Source organism: Streptomyces sp. NPDC002994 (assembly GCF_040611155.1).
GTDB lineage: Bacteria > Actinomycetota > Actinomycetes > Streptomycetales > Streptomycetaceae > Streptomyces.
This window is the reverse complement of the sequence record NZ_JBEXNQ010000030.1, coordinates 26,505-43,129: the sequence shown is the minus strand read 5'-3', so window position 1 is coordinate 43,129 and position 16,625 is coordinate 26,505. Positions and strand designations below refer to the sequence as shown.

At 68.1% G+C, this 16,625-nt stretch carries 17 protein-coding genes and 4 pseudogenes; 5 read left to right on the top strand and 16 right to left on the bottom strand.

Annotated features, from left to right (window positions below):
- Nucleotides 1-534 precede the first annotated feature (534 nt).
- The gene (locus ABZX79_RS31015; protein ID WP_355265155.1) at nt 535-690 is read right to left on the bottom strand and encodes a J domain-containing protein; all 156 of its coding nucleotides are present in this window, start codon (nt 688-690) and stop codon (nt 535-537) included.
- A 642-nt stretch (nt 691-1,332) separates the two neighbouring features.
- Here ABZX79_RS31015 and ABZX79_RS31010 point away from each other — a divergent pair.
- Nucleotides 1,333-1,662: an Lsr2 family protein gene (locus tag ABZX79_RS31010; protein ID WP_355265038.1), complete on the top strand. Its 330-nt coding sequence runs from the start codon at nt 1,333-1,335 to the stop codon at nt 1,660-1,662.
- Between the two features lie 64 nt (nt 1,663-1,726).
- On the opposite strand, the pseudogene ABZX79_RS31005 reads toward ABZX79_RS31010, so the two are convergent.
- From ABZX79_RS31005 to ABZX79_RS30995, 3 genes and pseudogenes are all read right to left on the bottom strand, one after another.
- A pseudogene (locus ABZX79_RS31005) lies at nt 1,727-1,952 on the bottom strand (hypothetical protein).
- Between the two features lie 25 nt (nt 1,953-1,977).
- Nucleotides 1,978-2,355, bottom strand: coding sequence for a hypothetical protein (locus ABZX79_RS31000; protein ID WP_355265036.1), 378 nt, complete (start codon nt 2,353-2,355; stop codon nt 1,978-1,980).
- Nucleotides 2,352-2,939, bottom strand: coding sequence for a TetR/AcrR family transcriptional regulator (locus ABZX79_RS30995; RefSeq protein ID WP_355265033.1), 588 nt, complete (start codon nt 2,937-2,939; stop codon nt 2,352-2,354). Before ABZX79_RS30995 ends, ABZX79_RS31000 begins: the two co-directional genes overlap by 4 nt.
- A 191-nt stretch (nt 2,940-3,130) precedes the next feature.
- Between ABZX79_RS30995 and ABZX79_RS30990 the strand changes: the two genes are divergently transcribed.
- Nucleotides 3,131-3,502 carry a VOC family protein gene (locus tag ABZX79_RS30990; protein ID WP_355265030.1) on the top strand — a complete coding sequence of 124 codons (372 nt, stop codon included), beginning with the start codon at nt 3,131-3,133 and terminating at the stop codon, nt 3,500-3,502.
- A 57-nt stretch (nt 3,503-3,559) separates the two neighbouring features.
- On the opposite strand, the pseudogene ABZX79_RS30985 reads toward ABZX79_RS30990, so the two are convergent.
- From ABZX79_RS30985 to ABZX79_RS30940, 10 genes and pseudogenes are all read right to left on the bottom strand, one after another.
- Nucleotides 3,560-4,702, bottom strand: a pseudogene (locus ABZX79_RS30985) (transposase); the annotation flags it as partial.
- A gap of 1,075 nt (nt 4,703-5,777) precedes the next feature.
- Entirely contained in the window at nt 5,778-6,086 is a 309-nt protein-coding gene (locus ABZX79_RS30980) for a hypothetical protein (protein ID WP_355265179.1), read from the bottom strand.
- 352 nt (nt 6,087-6,438) lie between these two features.
- The gene (locus ABZX79_RS30975; RefSeq protein ID WP_355265027.1) at nt 6,439-6,654 is read right to left on the bottom strand and encodes a hypothetical protein; all 216 of its coding nucleotides are present in this window, start codon (nt 6,652-6,654) and stop codon (nt 6,439-6,441) included.
- 291 nt (nt 6,655-6,945) lie between these two features.
- The gene (locus ABZX79_RS30970; protein WP_355265024.1) at nt 6,946-7,218 is read right to left on the bottom strand and encodes a hypothetical protein; all 273 of its coding nucleotides are present in this window, start codon (nt 7,216-7,218) and stop codon (nt 6,946-6,948) included.
- Complete coding sequence (locus ABZX79_RS30965; RefSeq protein WP_355265021.1) at nt 7,218-7,454, bottom strand: hypothetical protein; 237 nt, start codon at nt 7,452-7,454, stop codon at nt 7,218-7,220. Before ABZX79_RS30965 ends, ABZX79_RS30970 begins: the two co-directional genes overlap by 1 nt.
- A 423-nt stretch (nt 7,455-7,877) precedes the next feature.
- Nucleotides 7,878-8,513 (bottom strand): MFS transporter, encoded by a 636-nt coding sequence (locus ABZX79_RS30960; protein WP_355265018.1) that lies wholly within the window; start codon nt 8,511-8,513, stop codon nt 7,878-7,880.
- A 345-nt stretch (nt 8,514-8,858) separates the two neighbouring features.
- Nucleotides 8,859-9,017 (bottom strand): hypothetical protein, encoded by a 159-nt coding sequence (locus tag ABZX79_RS30955; protein WP_355265016.1) that lies wholly within the window; start codon nt 9,015-9,017, stop codon nt 8,859-8,861.
- A gap of 89 nt (nt 9,018-9,106) precedes the next feature.
- Nucleotides 9,107-10,542, bottom strand: a pseudogene (locus ABZX79_RS30950) (aminotransferase class I/II-fold pyridoxal phosphate-dependent enzyme).
- Between the two features lie 160 nt (nt 10,543-10,702).
- On the bottom strand, nt 10,703-10,879 hold the full coding sequence (locus tag ABZX79_RS30945; protein WP_355265013.1) for a hypothetical protein: 177 nt from the start codon (nt 10,877-10,879) through the stop codon (nt 10,703-10,705).
- Between the two features lie 245 nt (nt 10,880-11,124).
- Entirely contained in the window at nt 11,125-11,709 is a 585-nt protein-coding gene (locus ABZX79_RS30940) for an XRE family transcriptional regulator (RefSeq protein ID WP_355265010.1), read from the bottom strand.
- Nucleotides 11,710-11,831: 122 nt separating this feature from the next.
- Here ABZX79_RS30940 and ABZX79_RS30935 point away from each other — a divergent pair, with 122 nt between their 5' ends.
- From ABZX79_RS30935 to ABZX79_RS30925, 3 genes are read left to right on the top strand one after another with little or no spacing between them, the layout of a single operon-like run.
- On the top strand, nt 11,832-12,668 hold the full coding sequence (locus ABZX79_RS30935) for an EamA family transporter (protein ID WP_355265007.1): 837 nt from the start codon (nt 11,832-11,834) through the stop codon (nt 12,666-12,668).
- Nucleotides 12,669-12,708: 40 nt separating this feature from the next.
- The gene (locus tag ABZX79_RS30930; protein ID WP_355265004.1) at nt 12,709-13,356 is read left to right on the top strand and encodes an FMN-binding negative transcriptional regulator; all 648 of its coding nucleotides are present in this window, start codon (nt 12,709-12,711) and stop codon (nt 13,354-13,356) included.
- A gap of 53 nt (nt 13,357-13,409) precedes the next feature.
- A complete protein-coding gene (locus ABZX79_RS30925) occupies nt 13,410-14,117 on the top strand; it encodes a phenylalanine--tRNA ligase beta subunit-related protein (RefSeq protein ID WP_355265001.1) in 708 nt (235 codons plus the stop codon).
- Nucleotides 14,118-14,456: 339 nt separating this feature from the next.
- On the opposite strand, the pseudogene ABZX79_RS30920 reads toward ABZX79_RS30925, so the two are convergent.
- Both ABZX79_RS30920 and ABZX79_RS30915 read right to left on the bottom strand, forming a co-directional pair.
- Nucleotides 14,457-14,740: pseudogene (locus ABZX79_RS30920) on the bottom strand (transposase); the annotation flags it as partial.
- Between the two features lie 75 nt (nt 14,741-14,815).
- Nucleotides 14,816-15,460, bottom strand: a complete 645-nt coding sequence (locus ABZX79_RS30915) for an NAD(P)-binding domain-containing protein (protein WP_355264998.1) — start codon at nt 15,458-15,460, stop codon at nt 14,816-14,818.
- Nucleotides 15,461-16,625 lie beyond the last annotated feature (1,165 nt).

The window sequence follows — 16,625 nt, the reverse complement described above, 5'->3', positions numbered from 1 at the left end:
CGACCAGTATGGAGCCAAGGCCGTGGTTTGGAACTGAGGTCCCTCGTACCCGTCGTCCACGGGATGCGAAACGTCCCTTGTTGCGAAGGCTCGTCTGCCGCCACCCTGTGGTTGCCGGACCACGGCTCGGTGCCGGGTGGGACCGGACAGCTCAATGAGCGTCGCGTGGATGTCGCTGACTGTGCGCGCCAGTTCTGAGCTACGCGGTGGCGGTCGCCATGCCACGCCACTGTATGGAGCGGCGCTAATCGTCGCCGGCTTGGGCACATGCCACGTAGCGGCGGGCCTAGTGCTGCAACGGTTCTTTGTATGACTGGTGGCCAGGTTCGTCGTTGCTCTGGTTATGGGTGGGGACCTTGCTAATGTCAGGTTGTGGGCGAGCGAACTGGATACTCTGCACGAGCGGTTCGTGCACCGGTTCAACCGGGTCGAGCATGGTGATGGCGGTGGTGGCTCCGGCTCGGGCGGTGGTTTGAGGGGGGTGGGTCCGCCGTGTTGCTGCCAGCGGCTCGCCACTGCGCTCGTTGTTCCAGGTCATACGTCCGCCGCTTGGCCTCGTCGCTCAGCGTCTCGAAGGCCGGGTTGAGGCCGGCGATCCGGGTGGAGGCGCAGGAGCTGCTGCCGGTATGCCCGCCGGATGATGGCTGGCGGGGCATCCGGCGAGATGTCCAGCACGGCGTACAGGTCCATCTGCGATGACTTCATGAAGCGCCCCTAAGGCGACGGGCGCATAACAGTAGAGCGGATAAACCGGAGCCGGAAGTCCCTTTGCTTGTTACCAACTAACAGGCCGCCGAGTCGCTTCTATTCGTTACGAATGGGACCTCTTCCGAGGCCCACAACGTGGCCATACGGCTAAGGACGACCCGCCTTTACGAGCACCCATGAAGCTAATGCCCCCAAGGAGTCGTCATGCCAAATCGGCCGCTCTTTCCGTTCCTCACTACCGCGCTTATCGGCCTCGCCCTACTGCTGGGTGGGGCAGTTTGCGGGACTGAGGACTCCCCCGGGCCGACTGTACCGGCGACACCGACCAACCCATCCGTCGACGACCAGCCGAACCGGCCCGTCCCCAAGCGCCATGCCATCCCCGCGCCCACCACCGCGACCGAGCGGGCCTACTTCAAGGTCTTGACCTGCTACATGTGACCGGGATAAATGAGCACCGGGAATACCCCATTCCCGGCTGTGAGCCGGTGCCACTGAAGCGCTACATGGAGCTGGAACGGCAGGCGAGCGGCCCGTGACGCTGTGGAAGGCATCCCCCACCGGTAACACGTTGCCGAGATGGCGAGTAGGCTCTTTTTCACACATACGAAAGGGCCTACTGCAATGGTTCAGCGCACCGTAACGATCTATACCGATGACCTCACCGGAGCCGAGGGCGAAGACGTCGCCACGCACACCTTTAGCGTCGACGGCGTAAACTACGAGGTCGACCTCGGGCAGGACAATTACCAGAAGCTGCTGGATGTTCTGGGGCCGTTTATGGGGGCTGGCCGCAAAATCGGCGGGGCCGCGCGTCGGACGGCCAGGCGCGGACAGACCGGTCACGGCGACGCGGCCAAGGTCCGCGAGTGGGCCCAGAGCCAGGGCATTGAGGTCAGCAGCCGCGGCCGCATCCCGGCCGAGCTGATGGAGCAGTACGACGCCGCCCACTGATGGCGCGGCACTCAACGACTCAAGCCCCCGGACACGCGGAGGCGTACCGGGGGCTTCGGCTTGGTCAAGCGGCGTCCCACTGATGCGGGCGGCCACCTCGCCACTCCACCCAGCGAGGGTCATCCATGACAGCGTCCGGCTGGTCCGCCCCAGCCGCTTCCCGGAACATCACCAGGTCGTGGTCGGAGTAGGCCGTGCCCAGGGTTTCATCACGGCCATGCCGGTGCGCCGTCACCCGTCGGCCGCCGCGGGCAGAGGGGCCGGTGCACGACGATGGGCGCGCTTGTCATGCCTTCTAGGCTGCACCCTGCGGGCTCACGCTGCGCCAGCCGCCGCCAGCACCGCCACCGGCAACAGCAGCATCCATTGCGGCAGGCGCAGCAGTGGCTTCGACCAGCCGGCCGCGAGAGACACAGCGAGAAAGACGCCCGAGTAGGCGACGAAGTGGGCGGCCAGAAGCCAGGCGATGGTGTCACCGCCGGGGCGGTTGCCCAGGGCCAGCCAGATCAGTGCGGCGGCGGCCAGGACCAGGTCGGCCGTGACCATGTGCCAGACGGCGTGCAGGACGCGGCGAGGTTCGTCGGGAAGATTGCTGGCCAGCAGCGGCTGGACGACATCCCGACCGCCCGCCACGGCGTGGATGGCGGCGACCACGCCGGCGGTTATGCCGGCGGCGAGGAACCAGGCGTTCATCGGGTCTCGATTCCGCGGCCCACGACGGCCGCCAGTTGCGTGGCCAGCTGTCGGCTGGGCTGCTCGCCCACCAGGCCGACGTGGAAGAAGACGGCTCCAGCCAGCGTGTCCAGCACCAGGTCGACCGGTAGGCCGGGGTCGGCCTCGCCGCGCTGGACGGCTCGCTCGAACACGGCCACCAGGCCGTCCTTGGCCGGGGCCAGGAACTCGGAGCGGATGCGGGCCTGCAACCCCGGGCTCCCGGCAAAGTCGGCCAGCAGGCCCGGCAGAGCAGCGGCGGCGGCCGGGGCGGAGAACTCCTGGATGAGCGCCTCCAGCAGGGCGGTCAGATCGCCGGTCAGACTGCCGGTATCCGGTGCCGGAGCCGCCTCGGTCTCGGTGAAGACCGCCTCGTACACCAACTCGGCCTTGCCCGACCATCGGCGGTAGATGGTGTCCTTGCCGACGCCGGCCCGAGCCGCCACCGCTCCAATTGAGGTGGCCGCGTAGCCGACTTCGGTCACGAGCTCTGTCGTGGCGGTCAGGATCGCCTGATGGGCACGAACGTCTCGGGGGCGCCCGCGCGGGGCGATGGGCAGCGTCATGCTATTAATCATACGGGACGCCCCGTTTGCTTAATGCGCTAGGGGCAACACCTGTAGATCAGTGGGCTACCAGTCAGACCACTACCGCTTCAGTGAGAGTCTGCGGCTGCCGCCGCCCTACCAAACTCAACCGCAGGCAGCCGCCTCTAGGGTGTGCATCGCGAAAGTCCACCGAGCGGCCCGGAGATTCCATGCCCCTGCAGATGAAGTTGAGCGCGATAACCCTCGACTGCCCTGATCCACTGGCCCTGGCGGCGTTCTATCAGCAGGCCACCGGCCTCGAACGCCACCCGAAGTCGAACGCCGACTTCGCCGGCCTCAACCGTGAGGACGGACTCTTCATCGGCTTTCAACGGGTTGACGACTACCGGGCTCCCAGCTGGCCTGACCAAACCATTCCCCAGCAGCTTCACATCTGCTTCAAGGTCGAGGAGGACCTGGACGAAGCCGAGGCCCAGCTGCTGGAGCTGGGCGCGGGCAAGCCGGATCACCAGCCCCTTGAGGACAAATGGCGAGTCCTCACCGATCCGGCTGGACACCCCTTCTGCCTCCTCAGAGGCTGACGGGCTGGGTCAAGACACGACCATCTAGACCCGCCACGCACTCCTATCACGAGGCTGCCAGGTCCAGCGGTCCGCCCCCTCGGGGTTGCGGATCTTGGGGCAGGTCCAGCCGAGGGTCTGCTTGAAGAGACGGACCGTGTGCTCGATGTCGAAGCGCCGCAGGTATGACTGCCCAATACGGTCGACGTCGGCGACGCCGGGTCGGTTGCGGACCACCACAGCCAGACCGGCTTGGGGGTGGCTCCGCTGGGCAGGTGGTCGATGTCCAGGCGGATCACGGTCCCCTCGACGATCGGGAGGGTGCCGTCGGCTGCGGCCAAGGAAGAGCGGCAGGTCAGCTTTGGGTGGAGGCGGTTCCAGGAGCGGGCGGTGGCAATGCCGTAGAGGCGTGTCTCAGTGACGGTTTCGGTGTCCGGCATGCTCCAGGTGTCAGGCTGCCCGAAGACGAACTCGCCGCCGTGCCGGGGCGGCCGGCCCAGGGTGTGGGGTTGGCGGGGCGGGGCGGCCCCTGCGTAAGACGCGGTCCGAGCGCATCCGGGCCAGCACCTGCACGGGTAGGTCTCCCAGCAGGAATGCCAGGCGGGGTGCGTCGTATCCGACGTCCGCGACGATGAGGATCTCCGGGTCGCCCCTCTGCCACTGACCGACGGTGATCAATCGCTGAAGCAGAGCGCGCAGTTGTCGGGCGGTGACGGTGGCAGTGTCATCCCCGGGTGCCAGACGAAGAGCATCCAGGGGTGCGGTCCATGAACTGCGGCCTGGTTCGAGAGCGCAGACGATCGAGTACGGCCAGCCGGGGACCGGGATGTGCTGGTTCTTGCCCCGTCCGTAGGTGTGGCACAGGATGCGTTCCGGCGGGGTATGTGCGTCGGGCCGCAGCCAGCAGGTGACATCGACGGCCAGGACCAGCCGGCCATCGGCAGCCCGCGGCAGTGGCACCGCGGCCACTGCCCGCCGCAGCCGGTCGGCATCGATGCGTCCATGAGCAACGGCGGCGTAGAGCCCGCCATGGCCCCGGCGGTGTTCACCCACCAGCGACAGTTCGGCCAGCGTCCTCACCGGCCCGTCGCCGCACAGAACGGCATCATCCAGCTCGAACAACGCGTCCGAACGAGCGGTGAGGCAGGAGAAGAACTCCCCCCGGAAGCATGACAGTTCCGCCAACAGCTCTTGCCGGGCATCGTGATGCAGCAGCCTCATCCTCACGGCCTTCGTACTGGACGTGTGTGTTCCTTGGTCGGAGCACATGTTCAGACGAAGGCCGCTTCCGCGTACCCCGGTTACCGCACCGAGTGATCAAGTTCGACTCGCCATTCGACGGCGGACGTTAAAGATCAAGCTAGGGGAACCGTGTTGTTCTGGTCCTCTAGAACAACCGGCGACTGCTTCCGCGAACGGGTACACCATTCCAGGAAGGGGAAATGCGCGGGTGAGCAGCGTGGGGACGGACGTTGCATGCAGCAGCCGTGCATAGATCTCGCGCGTAACATCGCAGAACTGCGGTGTTACGCAGCCGCCGGGGCGGGAGGGCAGCGTCGTGCTGCTGCCCGCCGAGCCGTGCTTGGCGCAAGCAGCAGGTGCTACGTACATGAGAAGCAGCATCGAATGTCGATGACTTCGGGTTCTGGATCAATTTCTGTGGTCGATCACGCCGTGCACGCTGAGCCGAAGGCAGTCATGTTGCCACCACAACGGTCAGCAAGAGGCAGGGCGAGGGCCCTCATCTGCCATCTCTCGGATTACCGTGGTCACGTGGACTCCGAGGCCAGAACCTTCCCTCCCCACCCTATCCGGGGTGTCCGGGCTGTATATGCACGTCAGAGGAGCTGTCCCTCCGATTTTGCGGAGGTCACCGTGGACTTCGAGCCATGGGAGGAGGGAATCGTGTTCAAGGTGGCCGCCCACATGACTGCTCACGGATCCATCAGCCAAACAGAGCTAGCCACGTACCAAACTGCCCTCGGCAGGGGCATCCGCGAAGAGTTGGCGGAGCTGAGCGCCGGACCCGCGGCGGTAGTGGTTGTGCTGCGCAGCATGCATGTCCACGAAGTGGACTCCCACCCCAGAGCCTTCCAAGCGGCCGGACGCGTTGCAGTACGCAATGCTCTCGCCTTGGCCTACGGACCGCCGCCGAGACCCAAGCGTCGCCACGCATGACGACTCGCTGCAGCACGTGACTTCGCGTGGCCACTGGCAGGGATTCGGCTGATCGCCCCGCTGTTGATAAACGGCGGGCCGAGTCGGTGACAGCTACCGTGCCTCGGCACACAGGCCTTCACACCAAGAGGACGCGTTTCCGGAGGAGGGGAAAGCCAGCTCTGCCGTACATTTGACGCTTGATCATTTTGATTCGGTTGGCATGGCCTTCCACTATTCCTGAGTTCCAGGGCAAGGTAAGTCCCGCGATGACAGCGTCGAGATCACATTCACGGCCGTTGACGAAGGCGTGCATGCTGGGCAAGTCGTCGGGGCGGACTGCGGCGATCCAACGGATCACCTCGCCGTGTTCTTTCGCCGACACCACCGCAATCTCTGGGGAGGACAGGAACAGCAGTTCCTCCAAGCGGAGCATGACCTCGTTCACGGCCCAGAACCGTCAGCCACGACATGGTCGTGGACGGCTGTTTTCGGGCGACCTCCTCAGAGGCATCAACAAGATCAATAGTCACGCAGAGTGTGCGCTCCACAAAAAACGTCATCGACATCTGCTGTCGCTCGCTTCTCACGTACAAAGCCAAGCAGGCTCCCGTGCAGCGCGCAGTAGCTGTCCGCCGCTGCTCCGGCTGGGGTCGGCCTGCTGTACGAGCAGCATCCGTGTGCCGTCCGGGTCGTGCGAATGCTGCGCTACACGCGAGACCCGCCGTGCAGCGGACCAGCAGGACGAGCAGCACCAGGAGCAGCGCCAGGCAGTCGCCGGGTGCAGCGAGCAGCCGTGGCTACAGGTTCAGGGCGGTCGTCTCGCAGCAGCCCGGGGCTACAGCGGCCTGCTTGAGGTTGTCCCCGTCAGCCGACCGACAGGCCAACCCCATCATCGTCACCATGCCGTGCAGCGGACTGTCCTCGCCGCCGGCCTCCCGCTCCAAGCGGTCGCACAGCATGCGGCCGGCCTGGCGTACGTCTCTGGGTGCACCCCGGCCAGAGGCGTCAGCCACAGGTCGGCGTGCGACTGGAGCAGCTGCTCAGCTGGCCGGTAATCCAGCACAGTGCCGCGCGGGAGCGAGCCGTTGTCGGCATGGGGCTCGGCACGGGCCACGAGGGAAGCTCGTCGGAGTGCACAGGGCACAGGAACTCAAGCCAGGCCGCGCCCGTCCCGGGTTCAGCAGGAGGTCCCCCGTGGAGAGTGGTCACTTTGAAGGGACACTCCGGCACGCTGCGGAGCGCGCTGAGTTCGCGGTGGGCGCACAGCCGCTGGACGACGGTCGGCACCTCGGCTCCTTCGCGGGCTAGACCTCGATGTACGCGACGACCACGACGGTGCGCAGCGCGGTGACGAAGTACAGGAGCCGTACGCGCTCGACTTCATCGGCGTACTGGCGCAGCTGGGGGCCGGCGCGGTCGCCGGAGATCGGCTCACCGACGTCCGGGTCGACGGAGACGACGACCAGGGCGCGATCCACGGCGTGGATCTCCGCCTCGCTGGTGATGTTCTCCAGCTGCTTCGCGGCGGAGTCTGAGAAGGCGATCCGGGCGCGGCGCAGGCCGCGCTGCGGGGCCATCAGGCGACGGCCGGGCGCTCAGCAGCGAGGCGGGCGAGGTGGGCCTCGCGCAGCTCCTCCCAGGGCGTGCAGTCCTCCACGGCGGGCAGGCCGTTGGTGGCGATGTCCTCCAGGACGGCGGCGAACCGGTCGGCGTCGGCGCGGGTCTTGGCCGCGTACGCGCGCACCGCGTCGGCGGCCGCGGGCTCCAGCTGCTGCCGGGGGGCGGTGTCGGCGGGGGTCGGCTGTTCGCTCATGGAGGGCTCCAGAGGGCAGAACTGGCGTGTCTCACCACGGTATCGCTGGGCGCGGGGGCTCGGGACCACTCCGGGCGCATCCGTCGGTACGAGCGGCGGGCCCGGGGCCCAGCTACCTGATCGTTCCGCGTCGACCAGGGGAAACGCCGGACCCAGGACCCAGTGACCCAGGTTCGGGGGCGTTGCGGGGTCCGGCGATGGGGCGGATCACATCCCCAAGGACGACTCGACTTCGCTGACGATGCCCCGCGCCAGCAGTTCCTCGTAGTGGTGGCCGATGGCGCTGTGCCTCTCCCCTGCGGCCTCCGCGTGCGTGCGTGCAGAGTAGATGTCAGTGCGGCGGTGCGGCGCAGGGTTTCGTCAGTGACGTTCTCGACGGAGGCCGAGGGGCGACGGTACGGGGTCACCGTCGCCCCTCGCACGTCAGCTGGTGCGGGTCGGTTTGGGAAGCAGGAGCATCAGCGCCCACATCGTGATCAGTGTGCCGACGACGTACCAGAGGCTGTTGGTGAAGGCGGTGCTCACGGCGGGGCCGCGGGTACCGGCGCTGATGTGGGTGAAGAAAATGACGGTGGTCAGGGCGGTGCCGAGCGCGATGCCGAGCTGGGTGGCGGTGTTGAAGAGGCCGGAGGCCGATCCTGCGTGGTGGTGGGCGACCTTGCCGAGGGTGAGGTCGGCGAGAGGAGCGCCGATCATCCCGAGGCCGAAGCCGACGGTGAGCATCGGCGCCGGCCCGGTCGCGATCCCGCACAGCAGCGACGCCAGCGTGAACAGGGCGGTACCGGCGATGAAGACCCGCTTGCGCCCGAAGAGGTCACCCAGGCGCCCGCCCGTGATCAGGGCGAGGGCGAAGGTGAGTGTGTAGGCGGCGGGGATCCACTGCACCGCGGCGCTGGTAGCACCGGTGTCCGCCTGGATCGACGGCAGTGCGGTGTGCACGATCGAGCCGTCGAGCGCGTTCATCAGCTCGGCGATCAGCACCACGACCAGGGTGATCGTGGCAGCACGGCCGGCCCCAGCGGGGCGTGGACGGCCGTGGGGATGGGTGTCGGTTGACACGAGGAAGATTCCTGTTCGCGTACAGAAGGAAAAGGGGGCAGGGGCAGGCCTGGACGTGCCCCCGCACGCCTACAGCGCAACAGGGAAAAGCAGGGTGCAACGGGCCCAGGCCATCTGGAACACCGCCGTCGAGGCATACCTCAGAAGCCCGCCATGGCGGACAACCGGAAAGAGCGCCTCAGAACGAGCGGCTACTTGGCCTGGGAGATACGTCATCACCTCGAAACACAGCGCCGGGCCCCGGAACGGGCACCGACGCAATGAGAAGAAGCTTGAAGGTCCCCGGACATCCCCGCAACCGAATAATTCACCCGCCGCTGGCGGGGTCGCCGTCCATGGCGTTCCTCATCGCGTGGTGGGGCTGTCGGACTCGCGGCCAGTGGCGACGGCTTCGTCGTACGCGGCGAAGGTGCGGTGCGGGGTGGAGCGGCCGATGCCGAGGTGCACGGCGATGGCGGTGACCGACTCCTTGGCGTCGCGGCGCCACAGCGCGACGGCGAGCATGTCGCCGCCGACGGTCGCCGTGCTTGCCGTTCGCCGCGTCGGTGTCCAAGCCGACGAGGGTCCGCTCGTGGATGAACTCCCGCTCCACCTCAGCCATCGCGGCGAAGACAACGAAGAGGACCTTGCCCACGCCGTCCGGGTCGTAGGTGCCCGCGAGGGGCCTGTGCGGATCTCCAGGCGGTGGCCGCGCTCTGCCAGGTCCTGCGCGCTGGTGATGAGCTCGACCATGTTGGGCCGAGGCGGTCGAGGCGGTCGAGGCGGTCGAGGCGGTCGAGGCGGTCGAGGCGGTCGAGCATGGTGACGGTGAGGGTGTCGGCCGGGCGGAGGGCGGCGTTGGAAGTGGTCGGGCGGGGCCTGTTGAAGCCGGTGCCCTGGACCACCTGGGTCTTCTCCCGCGACAGCAGGTCGAGGACGAACTTCTCATCGTCGTGGGTCGGATGGACCTTGAGGTCCAGGCGCGGGAAGGCGTACAAGGCGCCCTTGGGCTTGACGCAGGAGACGCCGGGGATCTCGTTGAGCTTCTCCCAGGCCATGTCTCGCTGCTCGTGGAGCCTGCTGCCGGGCAGGACGAGGTCCTTGCTGCTCTGGCGGCCGCTGAGTGCGGCCTGGATGGCGTGCGGGGCTGGGACGTCGGCGCACAGCCGCATGGAAGCGAGGGTGACCAGGTCTTCGAGGTAGTTCTTGGCGTGCTGCCTGGGGCTGGAGACGACGAGCCAGCCGCTGCGGAAACCGGCGACGCGGTAGGCCTCTGACAGGCCGCTGAAGGTCAGGAGAGGACGTCGGGGCGAGGGCCGCGGCGGTGTGGTGGACGGATTCGTCGTAGAGGATCTTGTCGTCGACCTCGTCGGCGAAGACCATGAGGCGTGGCGGCGGGCGAGGTCCAGGATGCCTTCGAGGAGTTCGCGCGGATAGACCGCGCCGGTGGGATTGTTGGGTTGATGATGACGACGGCCTTGGTGCGGTCGGTGATCTTCGCGGCCATGTCGTCGAGGTCGGGAAACCAGTCGGCGGACTCGTCGCGGATGTGGTGCACGGCCTTGCCGCCGGCGAGGTTGGTGACCGCCGTCCACAGCGGGAAGTCCGGGGCCGGAATGAGGACTTCGTCGCCGCCGTCGAGCAGCGCCTGGACCGACATCTGGATGAGCTTGGAGACGCCGTTGCCGAGGAAGACGTCGTCCTCGCCGACATCCGGCAGACCGCGCTCCTGATAATGCGCGGCCACCGCCCGGCGGGCGGACAAGATACCGCGCGAATCGCTGTAGCCATGCGCCGGGGGGAGTGCGGATGATGTCCTGCAGGATCTCCTCGGGTGCCTCGAAGCCGAAGAGCGCGGGATTGCCGGTGTTGAGGCGCAGACGCTGTGGCCTGCCCCCTCCTCCTCGGCGGCGTCGCGGCCGCGGGAGATACCGAAAGCGGCCACAGCCCACCTGACGCGGCGTTGATGCTGAACCACGCGGTCGGCGGCTTCCACAGCGAGCAGCTCGGTCTCCTGCCACCCACTGGGCGCCAGTTCCCACTCCCCCATCGCCATCGCCATCGCCATCGCGTCGAACGCCTCGGTGCGCACCGACCGCTCTCCGGCGGCCCGTGCCTTGGCGTACAGGGAGGGCCAGCGAGCGTCCGCCTCCGGCGCGCACGCGGTCACCAGAGCCGCACTCGTGTCGTCGACGACCCGCAGCGCTTGTTCACTCCACACCGCCGGAGCGGTGCACGTCGCGCCGTACGACCGTCTCTTCCACCTCGAAGCTGCGCACGGCCCCCTCCTCCTCGCTGGTCCGGCCGGGATGCGCGGCAGGGGCCGCCACCACCGCAGCGAGACCCGGCGGGGGCGGCCAAGCCGCCGTTCGGGGCGGCTTGCCCACGCTCGCCTTGGGCTTGCCCAGGGTCGGCCGGTGGAAGGCCCGGCGGGTGGCTTGTTCACGGGGGCCGTGGATACGCCCTCCGATGACGTTGCCGGGCGCGAGCTGGTGCCGGTGCCGGTCTCGCGGCAGACGAAGTGGGGCCGCTTTGAGTGAAATTGCACCTTAATCCGACATGCGTTAACGACAGCTGGACCCCCGGCCCGAGCATGACGGTGCCGTCACCCTCGGCTCCCCAACTGTGCAGGTCACGTCGCGGAGACGGGGCCGGGCGGCAGGTGGACAGTCATGATCAGGTCGCAGGTTTCGGTTCCGGAGCCGCGGTAAGTGTGGGAGGCGTCGCCGTCAAAGGTGGCGGTCTGTCCTGCTTCGACGGCGTGTTCGGTGCCGTCGACAATCAGGGTCATCCGGCCGGAGGTGACACTGACGGTTTCGACGACTCCGGCCTGGTGGGGGTGGCTGGGGTATTCCTCGCCCGGTTGCAGTTTCCAGCGCCAGACCTCGACCGGCGCTGGGCCGGAGGTCGTCAGCATGAGCCGTGCCTCGCTGCCCTGCGTTCCAGCCCACAGGGGCATCACGGCGTCGGCGGTCACGACACGGACGCGGCCTTCGGCCGGGCCTTCCATCAGGGCGGAGACGGAGACGCCGAGGGTGTCGGCCAGCCGAACCAGGGTGGCGAAGTTCGGGTTGCCCTGAGCCTTCTCCAGTCCGACCAAAGCACCCTTGCTGACCTTGGCGCGCCGGCCGAGTTCGTCCAGGGACAGGCCGGCGCGGTTGCGGGCCGTCCTGACGTTGTGTGCGAGCGTCCGCAGAGCTTCCTCTGTCTCGGCCATCTGATCACTCTCCTCGCGAGTGGACCACTTCGATGCACCGTCCGGTCGTTCTGTTGACACATACCGGTCGGTTCATTGTACGGTTTAGTCGTTCTAATGAAAGAGTAAGGGATGTACGTACCGTGATCGCTCTGCTGCTGGCCCTGGGAAGCTCTCTCGCTTACGGATGCGCCGACTTCCTCGGCGGCCTCGGCGCCCGCAAGGCTCATGTACTGCGCACCGTGATGATCGCGGCCCCGGCCTCGCTCGCGGTGGAGCTGCTGCTGTGGCCCTCCCTCGGCGCCTCCTTCAGCGCCGCCACCCTCGGCTGGGGCGCCGCCTCCGGGGTCGCCTCGGCCGCCGCGTTCGCGCTGCTCTACCGCACCCTGGCGATCGGCCCGATGAACGTGCTCTCGCCCGTCACCGCCCTGGTCTCCGCCATGCTCCCCGTGGGCGTGGGCCTGCTCCAGGGCGAGCACCTGGGCATGGCCGGGCTCGTGGGCCTGCCGCTCGCCCTGGCCGCAGTCGTACTGGTCAGCGCCGGACACGGCGCCGGATCGGCCCGCCCGTCCCGTACCGCGCTGCTGCTGGCCCTCGGCGCGGGCGCCGCGATCGCCCTGCAGCTGATCTTCCTGCACCAGGCGCCGTCCGACAGTGGCGTGGCCCCATTGATCGTGGGCCGGACGGTCTCCTCGGCCGTCACCCTGGCCGCCGCAGGGGTGATGTACCGCAAGCTGGGCTCCGAGAAGCCCGCGTACGCGATGGCGGCCGCCGCGGGCGTCCTGGATTCGGTGGCGAACCTGCTGTTCCTGCTCGCCGCACGCAGCGGGGATCTCGCCGTCGTTGCGGTGATCACCGCCCTCTACCCGGCCGGCACCGTGCTGCTCGCCCGCAGTGTGCTCGCGGAACGCATCCACCGCGGCCAGCTCGTCGGCCTGGGCACCGCCGCCGTCGCCGTCAGCCTCCTCGCCCTCACCTGACCACCCCCTCACTACCGCGCACCACTGCAAGGAGACCAGCATGTTCATCCAGCCCTGGGACGCCGACCTGGACGAAGCCGAATGGCAGACCTGGATCGCCGAAGGCCACGACTTCGGCCTCCTGAGCGTCAACGGCCTGCCCGGCCAGGCACCCGTCGCCGTCCCCACCCACTTCACCAGCGACCCCGGCCACCTCCTGATCCACCTCGCCCGCCCCAACCCCGTCTGGAAGGCGATCGAGCACGACCCGAACGTACTGTTCACCGTCTTCGGCGACTACGCCTTCATCCCCGGCCCCTGGCGCGCCAAGCCCGACACCCTGCCCACCGACGGCGTCCCCACCAGCTACTACACCGCCGTCCAGTTCACCAGCCGCGCCCACATCGTCGACGACCCCGAGGCCAAGGCCGAGCTGCTGCGCCGCCAGCTCGCCCACTTCCAGCCGGACGGCGACCACGCCCCCGTCACTGTCGACCAGCCCCCCTACGGGCGGATGCTGCCCGGCATCCGCGGCCTGCGCCTGGAAGTCACCGACGTGCGGGCCAAGTTCAAGTACGACGACCACAAGCCCGTCGAACACCGCACCGCCGTCTCCGAACACCTCGCTGAACGCGGCCAGGACCTCGACCTCCCCGCCGCGCAGCAGCAGCGCCGCCGCCTGGACCGCATCGGCCCCTGGAAGCCCTGATCCCCGCCCACGTACGTACGCACGCACGCACGCAGGAACGGATAACCCCTCCCATGACCGTCTTCCGCATCGCCCCCGCCGTCGCGGACGCCTTCCCTGACACGCTCATCGCCCTGGTCACCGCCACCTGCCTGCGCGGCCGTGAACCCTGGCCCCACACCACCGCCGCCCTGGAGGAACTGGAGCGGCAGCTCGCCGATGGCACCTGGCGGCCCGCTGACGAGACCGACCCCCGCATCGAGGCGTGGCACACCGCCTACCGCTCCTTCGGCACCAACCCCCGCCGCATCCGCCCCAGCGTCGACGCGCTCGGCCGCCGCCTCGCCAAGAAGGGCACCCTGCCGCGCATCAATCCGGCCGTCGACACCTACAACGCCGTCTCCGTCCGCCACGGCCTGCCCGCCGGCGCCTTCGACCTCGACCACGTCACCGGCGACATCGACATCCGTCATGCCGACGGAACCGAGGAGTTCACCCCGCTCGGTGAACCCGACACCATCGAGCACCCCAAGCCCGGCGAGATCATCTACGCCGACACCACAAGCGTCCTCACCCGCCACTGGAACCACCGCGACGCCCACCGCACCCGCGTCACCGAGGACTCCACCCACGTCGTCTTCGTCCTCGAAACCCTCCACGCAACCCGCGACGGCCACCTCCTCAAGACGGCAGCCGAGGAGCTGCGGGGACTGTTCGACCTGCACGCCGCACAGACCGCCATGCACTACCTCAGCCCGGCCCAACCCCAAGCCACCAACTGAAACTCCCCGCTCGTGCACGCCTGCCGAGCACCCACGGCCCCACCGAATAGCCGCACGGTGCGGATGCACCTTCATCAGTAGGACGGCAGTGTGGAGGCGGCCGAGTATCGGGTGCGCGTGTGCGCCCCCGACCACGTACGACCGGTCGACGGCGTCGACTACGACCAAGTCGCCACCGAGCGCCTGCAGCCCTCTCCGCAGGCCGTGGTCCGCAAGGTCCTGCCGCGGCCCGGCGGCCGTTCTGCACGCGCCGGACTGCGAGGAAGCGCCGAAGGAAGCACCGCTCCTCAATCTGGAGGGCGCCCTGGACGCTGCAGAGAGCCCGGCGACGCCCCCTTATCGGGCTCCGGCGGCGTGCTGGTGGGCCCGCGCGAGGGTGGAGTCGACAGAGGCCGGCCAGTCGATGTCGCCTGCCGCGTCCTCTTCACCTGGGTGGCCCGGAGCACGCGGGTGAAGATCCCATCCTTCGCCCAACGACGGAAACACGTGTGCGGGGTGGCCCACGAGCCGTACCGCTCGGGCACGTCTGGCCAGGCCACCCCTGTACGGAACTTCCACAAAATCCCGTTGAGGACCGTCCGGTCGTCCAGCCGCTTGCGGCCCCGCAACGACGTGGGCAGCAGCTGACGGACGAAGTCCCGTTCCGTGTCGAGCAGTTCATGACGGCGTATCACCCCACTGTGATCCACCAGCCGGAATCACATGGACTGCGGACTCTGAGCAGAGGGGCGGGTGACCACGTTGATGTTGAACGTGTGAGCCCCCAGACCGCCCGCGATGCCCATGAAGAGCAGGGCGAAGTGCTCCTGTCCTCGTGCGGTGGTGATGTTGCCGATGTCCAGTTGAGACGACGGGGGCCAGCCGAGGTCGGTGAGCAGCCGGCCGGTGGCCCGTTTGGCTTCGGCGTCGTTGCCGGAGAGGAAGACCGTGCTCGGGCCGACGAGACCGTCCGGGGCGATCATGACGGTGGAGTCCATGGTGCACAGCGTCTTGACGACGGGGGTCAGGGGGAAGGCTTCCTGAATCTGTTCCCCCAGGCTGCTGTTGGGGTGCGAGAGCTCGGTGAAGTCGTCGGAGAGGCCGACCCCGACATCGATCAGCAGGGTGCCGGCCAGGGCCGGTGCCCCGATGGAGTGCAGCAGTTCCACGGAGACGGTCCCCGGAGTGGCGTTGACGAGTACCTCCGCGTGGGCGGCTGTTTCGTTCAGGCTCGCTACGGGGAGACCAAGGTCTGTCCGGTCCTTGGGCTGACGCGAACCGAGGAGCACGTCGTGTCCTGCGGCGCTCCAGCCGTGGGCCAGTGCTCGGGCGACATTGCCGGTGCCAAGTAGTCCTATACGCATGGTGGGACGCTAGCTGTTGTCGGGGGCGCGGCGAATCGGACCGCGGGCCCAGGCAGACCGGCACCAAAGACCTAGTTCTGTGGTCGCTCGCCACTTCGGACTGGGTCACTGAATTAGGCATTCGCCAGACGCTGAAGCGGCCTTCGTCTGATCATGTACTCCGACCAAGGTGCGCTGACCAGGGCGAAGGCCGGCCCGTCGGCAGATACGACCAGCAGGCGCGACCACACCCCAGTGTGCCTCGCAGGCACAGGTACGGGACGTTCGCTGGACAACCACTACTGTTTAGGCATCACTTGAGGCTGGGCGGGGATCTCGGCGCGGTCGGAGGGCGGTTACGGTCTTCGACATCCGGAGCAGCCTCTGCCGTCCCGATCGCAGGCACTTGCCGCGTTGCTGCGGCAATTGGACGCAGATCGCCTCGTACACGGGACGGAAGGCCTCGCGGCGGGCGAGGCGATCCGCTCCGGCCGGGTAGGCCAGGACGGAGACAGGCTCCGCACCCGTGCCCACCGAGGGGGTGAAGAGCCCTTCCGCTATGTCTGCGGCCTGAGTTGCGGTGTCGCTTGTGCTGGTCATGCGAACCATCGTTGCAGGCACCATTGACAGCCACCCCACGCCCCCGCCCAGCAGACGAAATTACGGCCACGACGGAGGACCACGGCCCGCAGCAGAGTTCAGAACGACCCGCCAAGCCTCCATTCCACGGCTCGGGCACTGGCCCGAGGGTGAGGACTCGGGAGGCCTGCCCCCAGACCCCCAGTCCCACCGCCCCCAAGCCGTGAGGTCACCCCGCGAAGCCCCGCGGGGGGTTCTCGTAACCCAGACGGCGCCCGCGTCCGCCCCGGCCGGCCCGCCCGAGACACACTGTGCACGGCCCGCTTGCTGACTATCCGCCTGGCGAGCTGGGCCTTCTCAAGCGTTCGTCTGCAGGTTTCTCACCCCGCGCCGCCAGAGGTCCAGCTCAGTCCGCATCCAGGCGGAGACCGAACTGCTTCGACACCAGCGCACCAGAGCGAGAGTCAGCAGTCAGCATGCTGGAGTCGATCGGCTCGGTGAACTCGTCGAGGTCGTCCCGGACATCGCCGGCGTACGGGTCGAGGAGGTTTCGGCCATCAGGCCCAGGTCGCCGTCGTACCCGACGAGGACGCCGAACATGTCGCGG

Excerpts from the sequence above, each read along its gene's own strand:
- ABZX79_RS31015 (WP_355265155.1), bottom strand. The coding sequence starts at position 690 with ATGGACCTGTACGCCGTGCTGGACATCTCGCCGGATGCCCCGCCAGCC.
- ABZX79_RS31010 (WP_355265038.1), top strand. The coding sequence starts at position 1,333 with ATGGTTCAGCGCACCGTAACGATCTATACCGATGACCTCACCGGAGCC.
- ABZX79_RS31000 (WP_355265036.1), bottom strand. The coding sequence starts at position 2,355 with ATGAACGCCTGGTTCCTCGCCGCCGGCATAACCGCCGGCGTGGTCGCC.
- ABZX79_RS30995 (WP_355265033.1), bottom strand. The coding sequence starts at position 2,939 with ATGACGCTGCCCATCGCCCCGCGCGGGCGCCCCCGAGACGTTCGTGCC.
- ABZX79_RS30990 (WP_355265030.1), top strand. The coding sequence starts at position 3,131 with ATGCCCCTGCAGATGAAGTTGAGCGCGATAACCCTCGACTGCCCTGAT.
- ABZX79_RS30970 (WP_355265024.1), bottom strand. The coding sequence starts at position 7,218 with ATGGCCCCGCAGCGCGGCCTGCGCCGCGCCCGGATCGCCTTCTCAGAC.
- ABZX79_RS30965 (WP_355265021.1), bottom strand. The coding sequence starts at position 7,454 with ATGAGCGAACAGCCGACCCCCGCCGACACCGCCCCCCGGCAGCAGCTG.
- ABZX79_RS30955 (WP_355265016.1), bottom strand. The coding sequence starts at position 9,017 with ATGCTCGCCGTCGCGCTGTGGCGCCGCGACGCCAAGGAGTCGGTCACC.
- ABZX79_RS30940 (WP_355265010.1), bottom strand. The coding sequence starts at position 11,709 with ATGGCCGAGACAGAGGAAGCTCTGCGGACGCTCGCACACAACGTCAGG.
- ABZX79_RS30930 (WP_355265004.1), top strand. The coding sequence starts at position 12,709 with ATGTTCATCCAGCCCTGGGACGCCGACCTGGACGAAGCCGAATGGCAG.
- ABZX79_RS30925 (WP_355265001.1), top strand. The coding sequence starts at position 13,410 with ATGACCGTCTTCCGCATCGCCCCCGCCGTCGCGGACGCCTTCCCTGAC.
- ABZX79_RS30915 (WP_355264998.1), bottom strand. The coding sequence starts at position 15,460 with ATGCGTATAGGACTACTTGGCACCGGCAATGTCGCCCGAGCACTGGCC.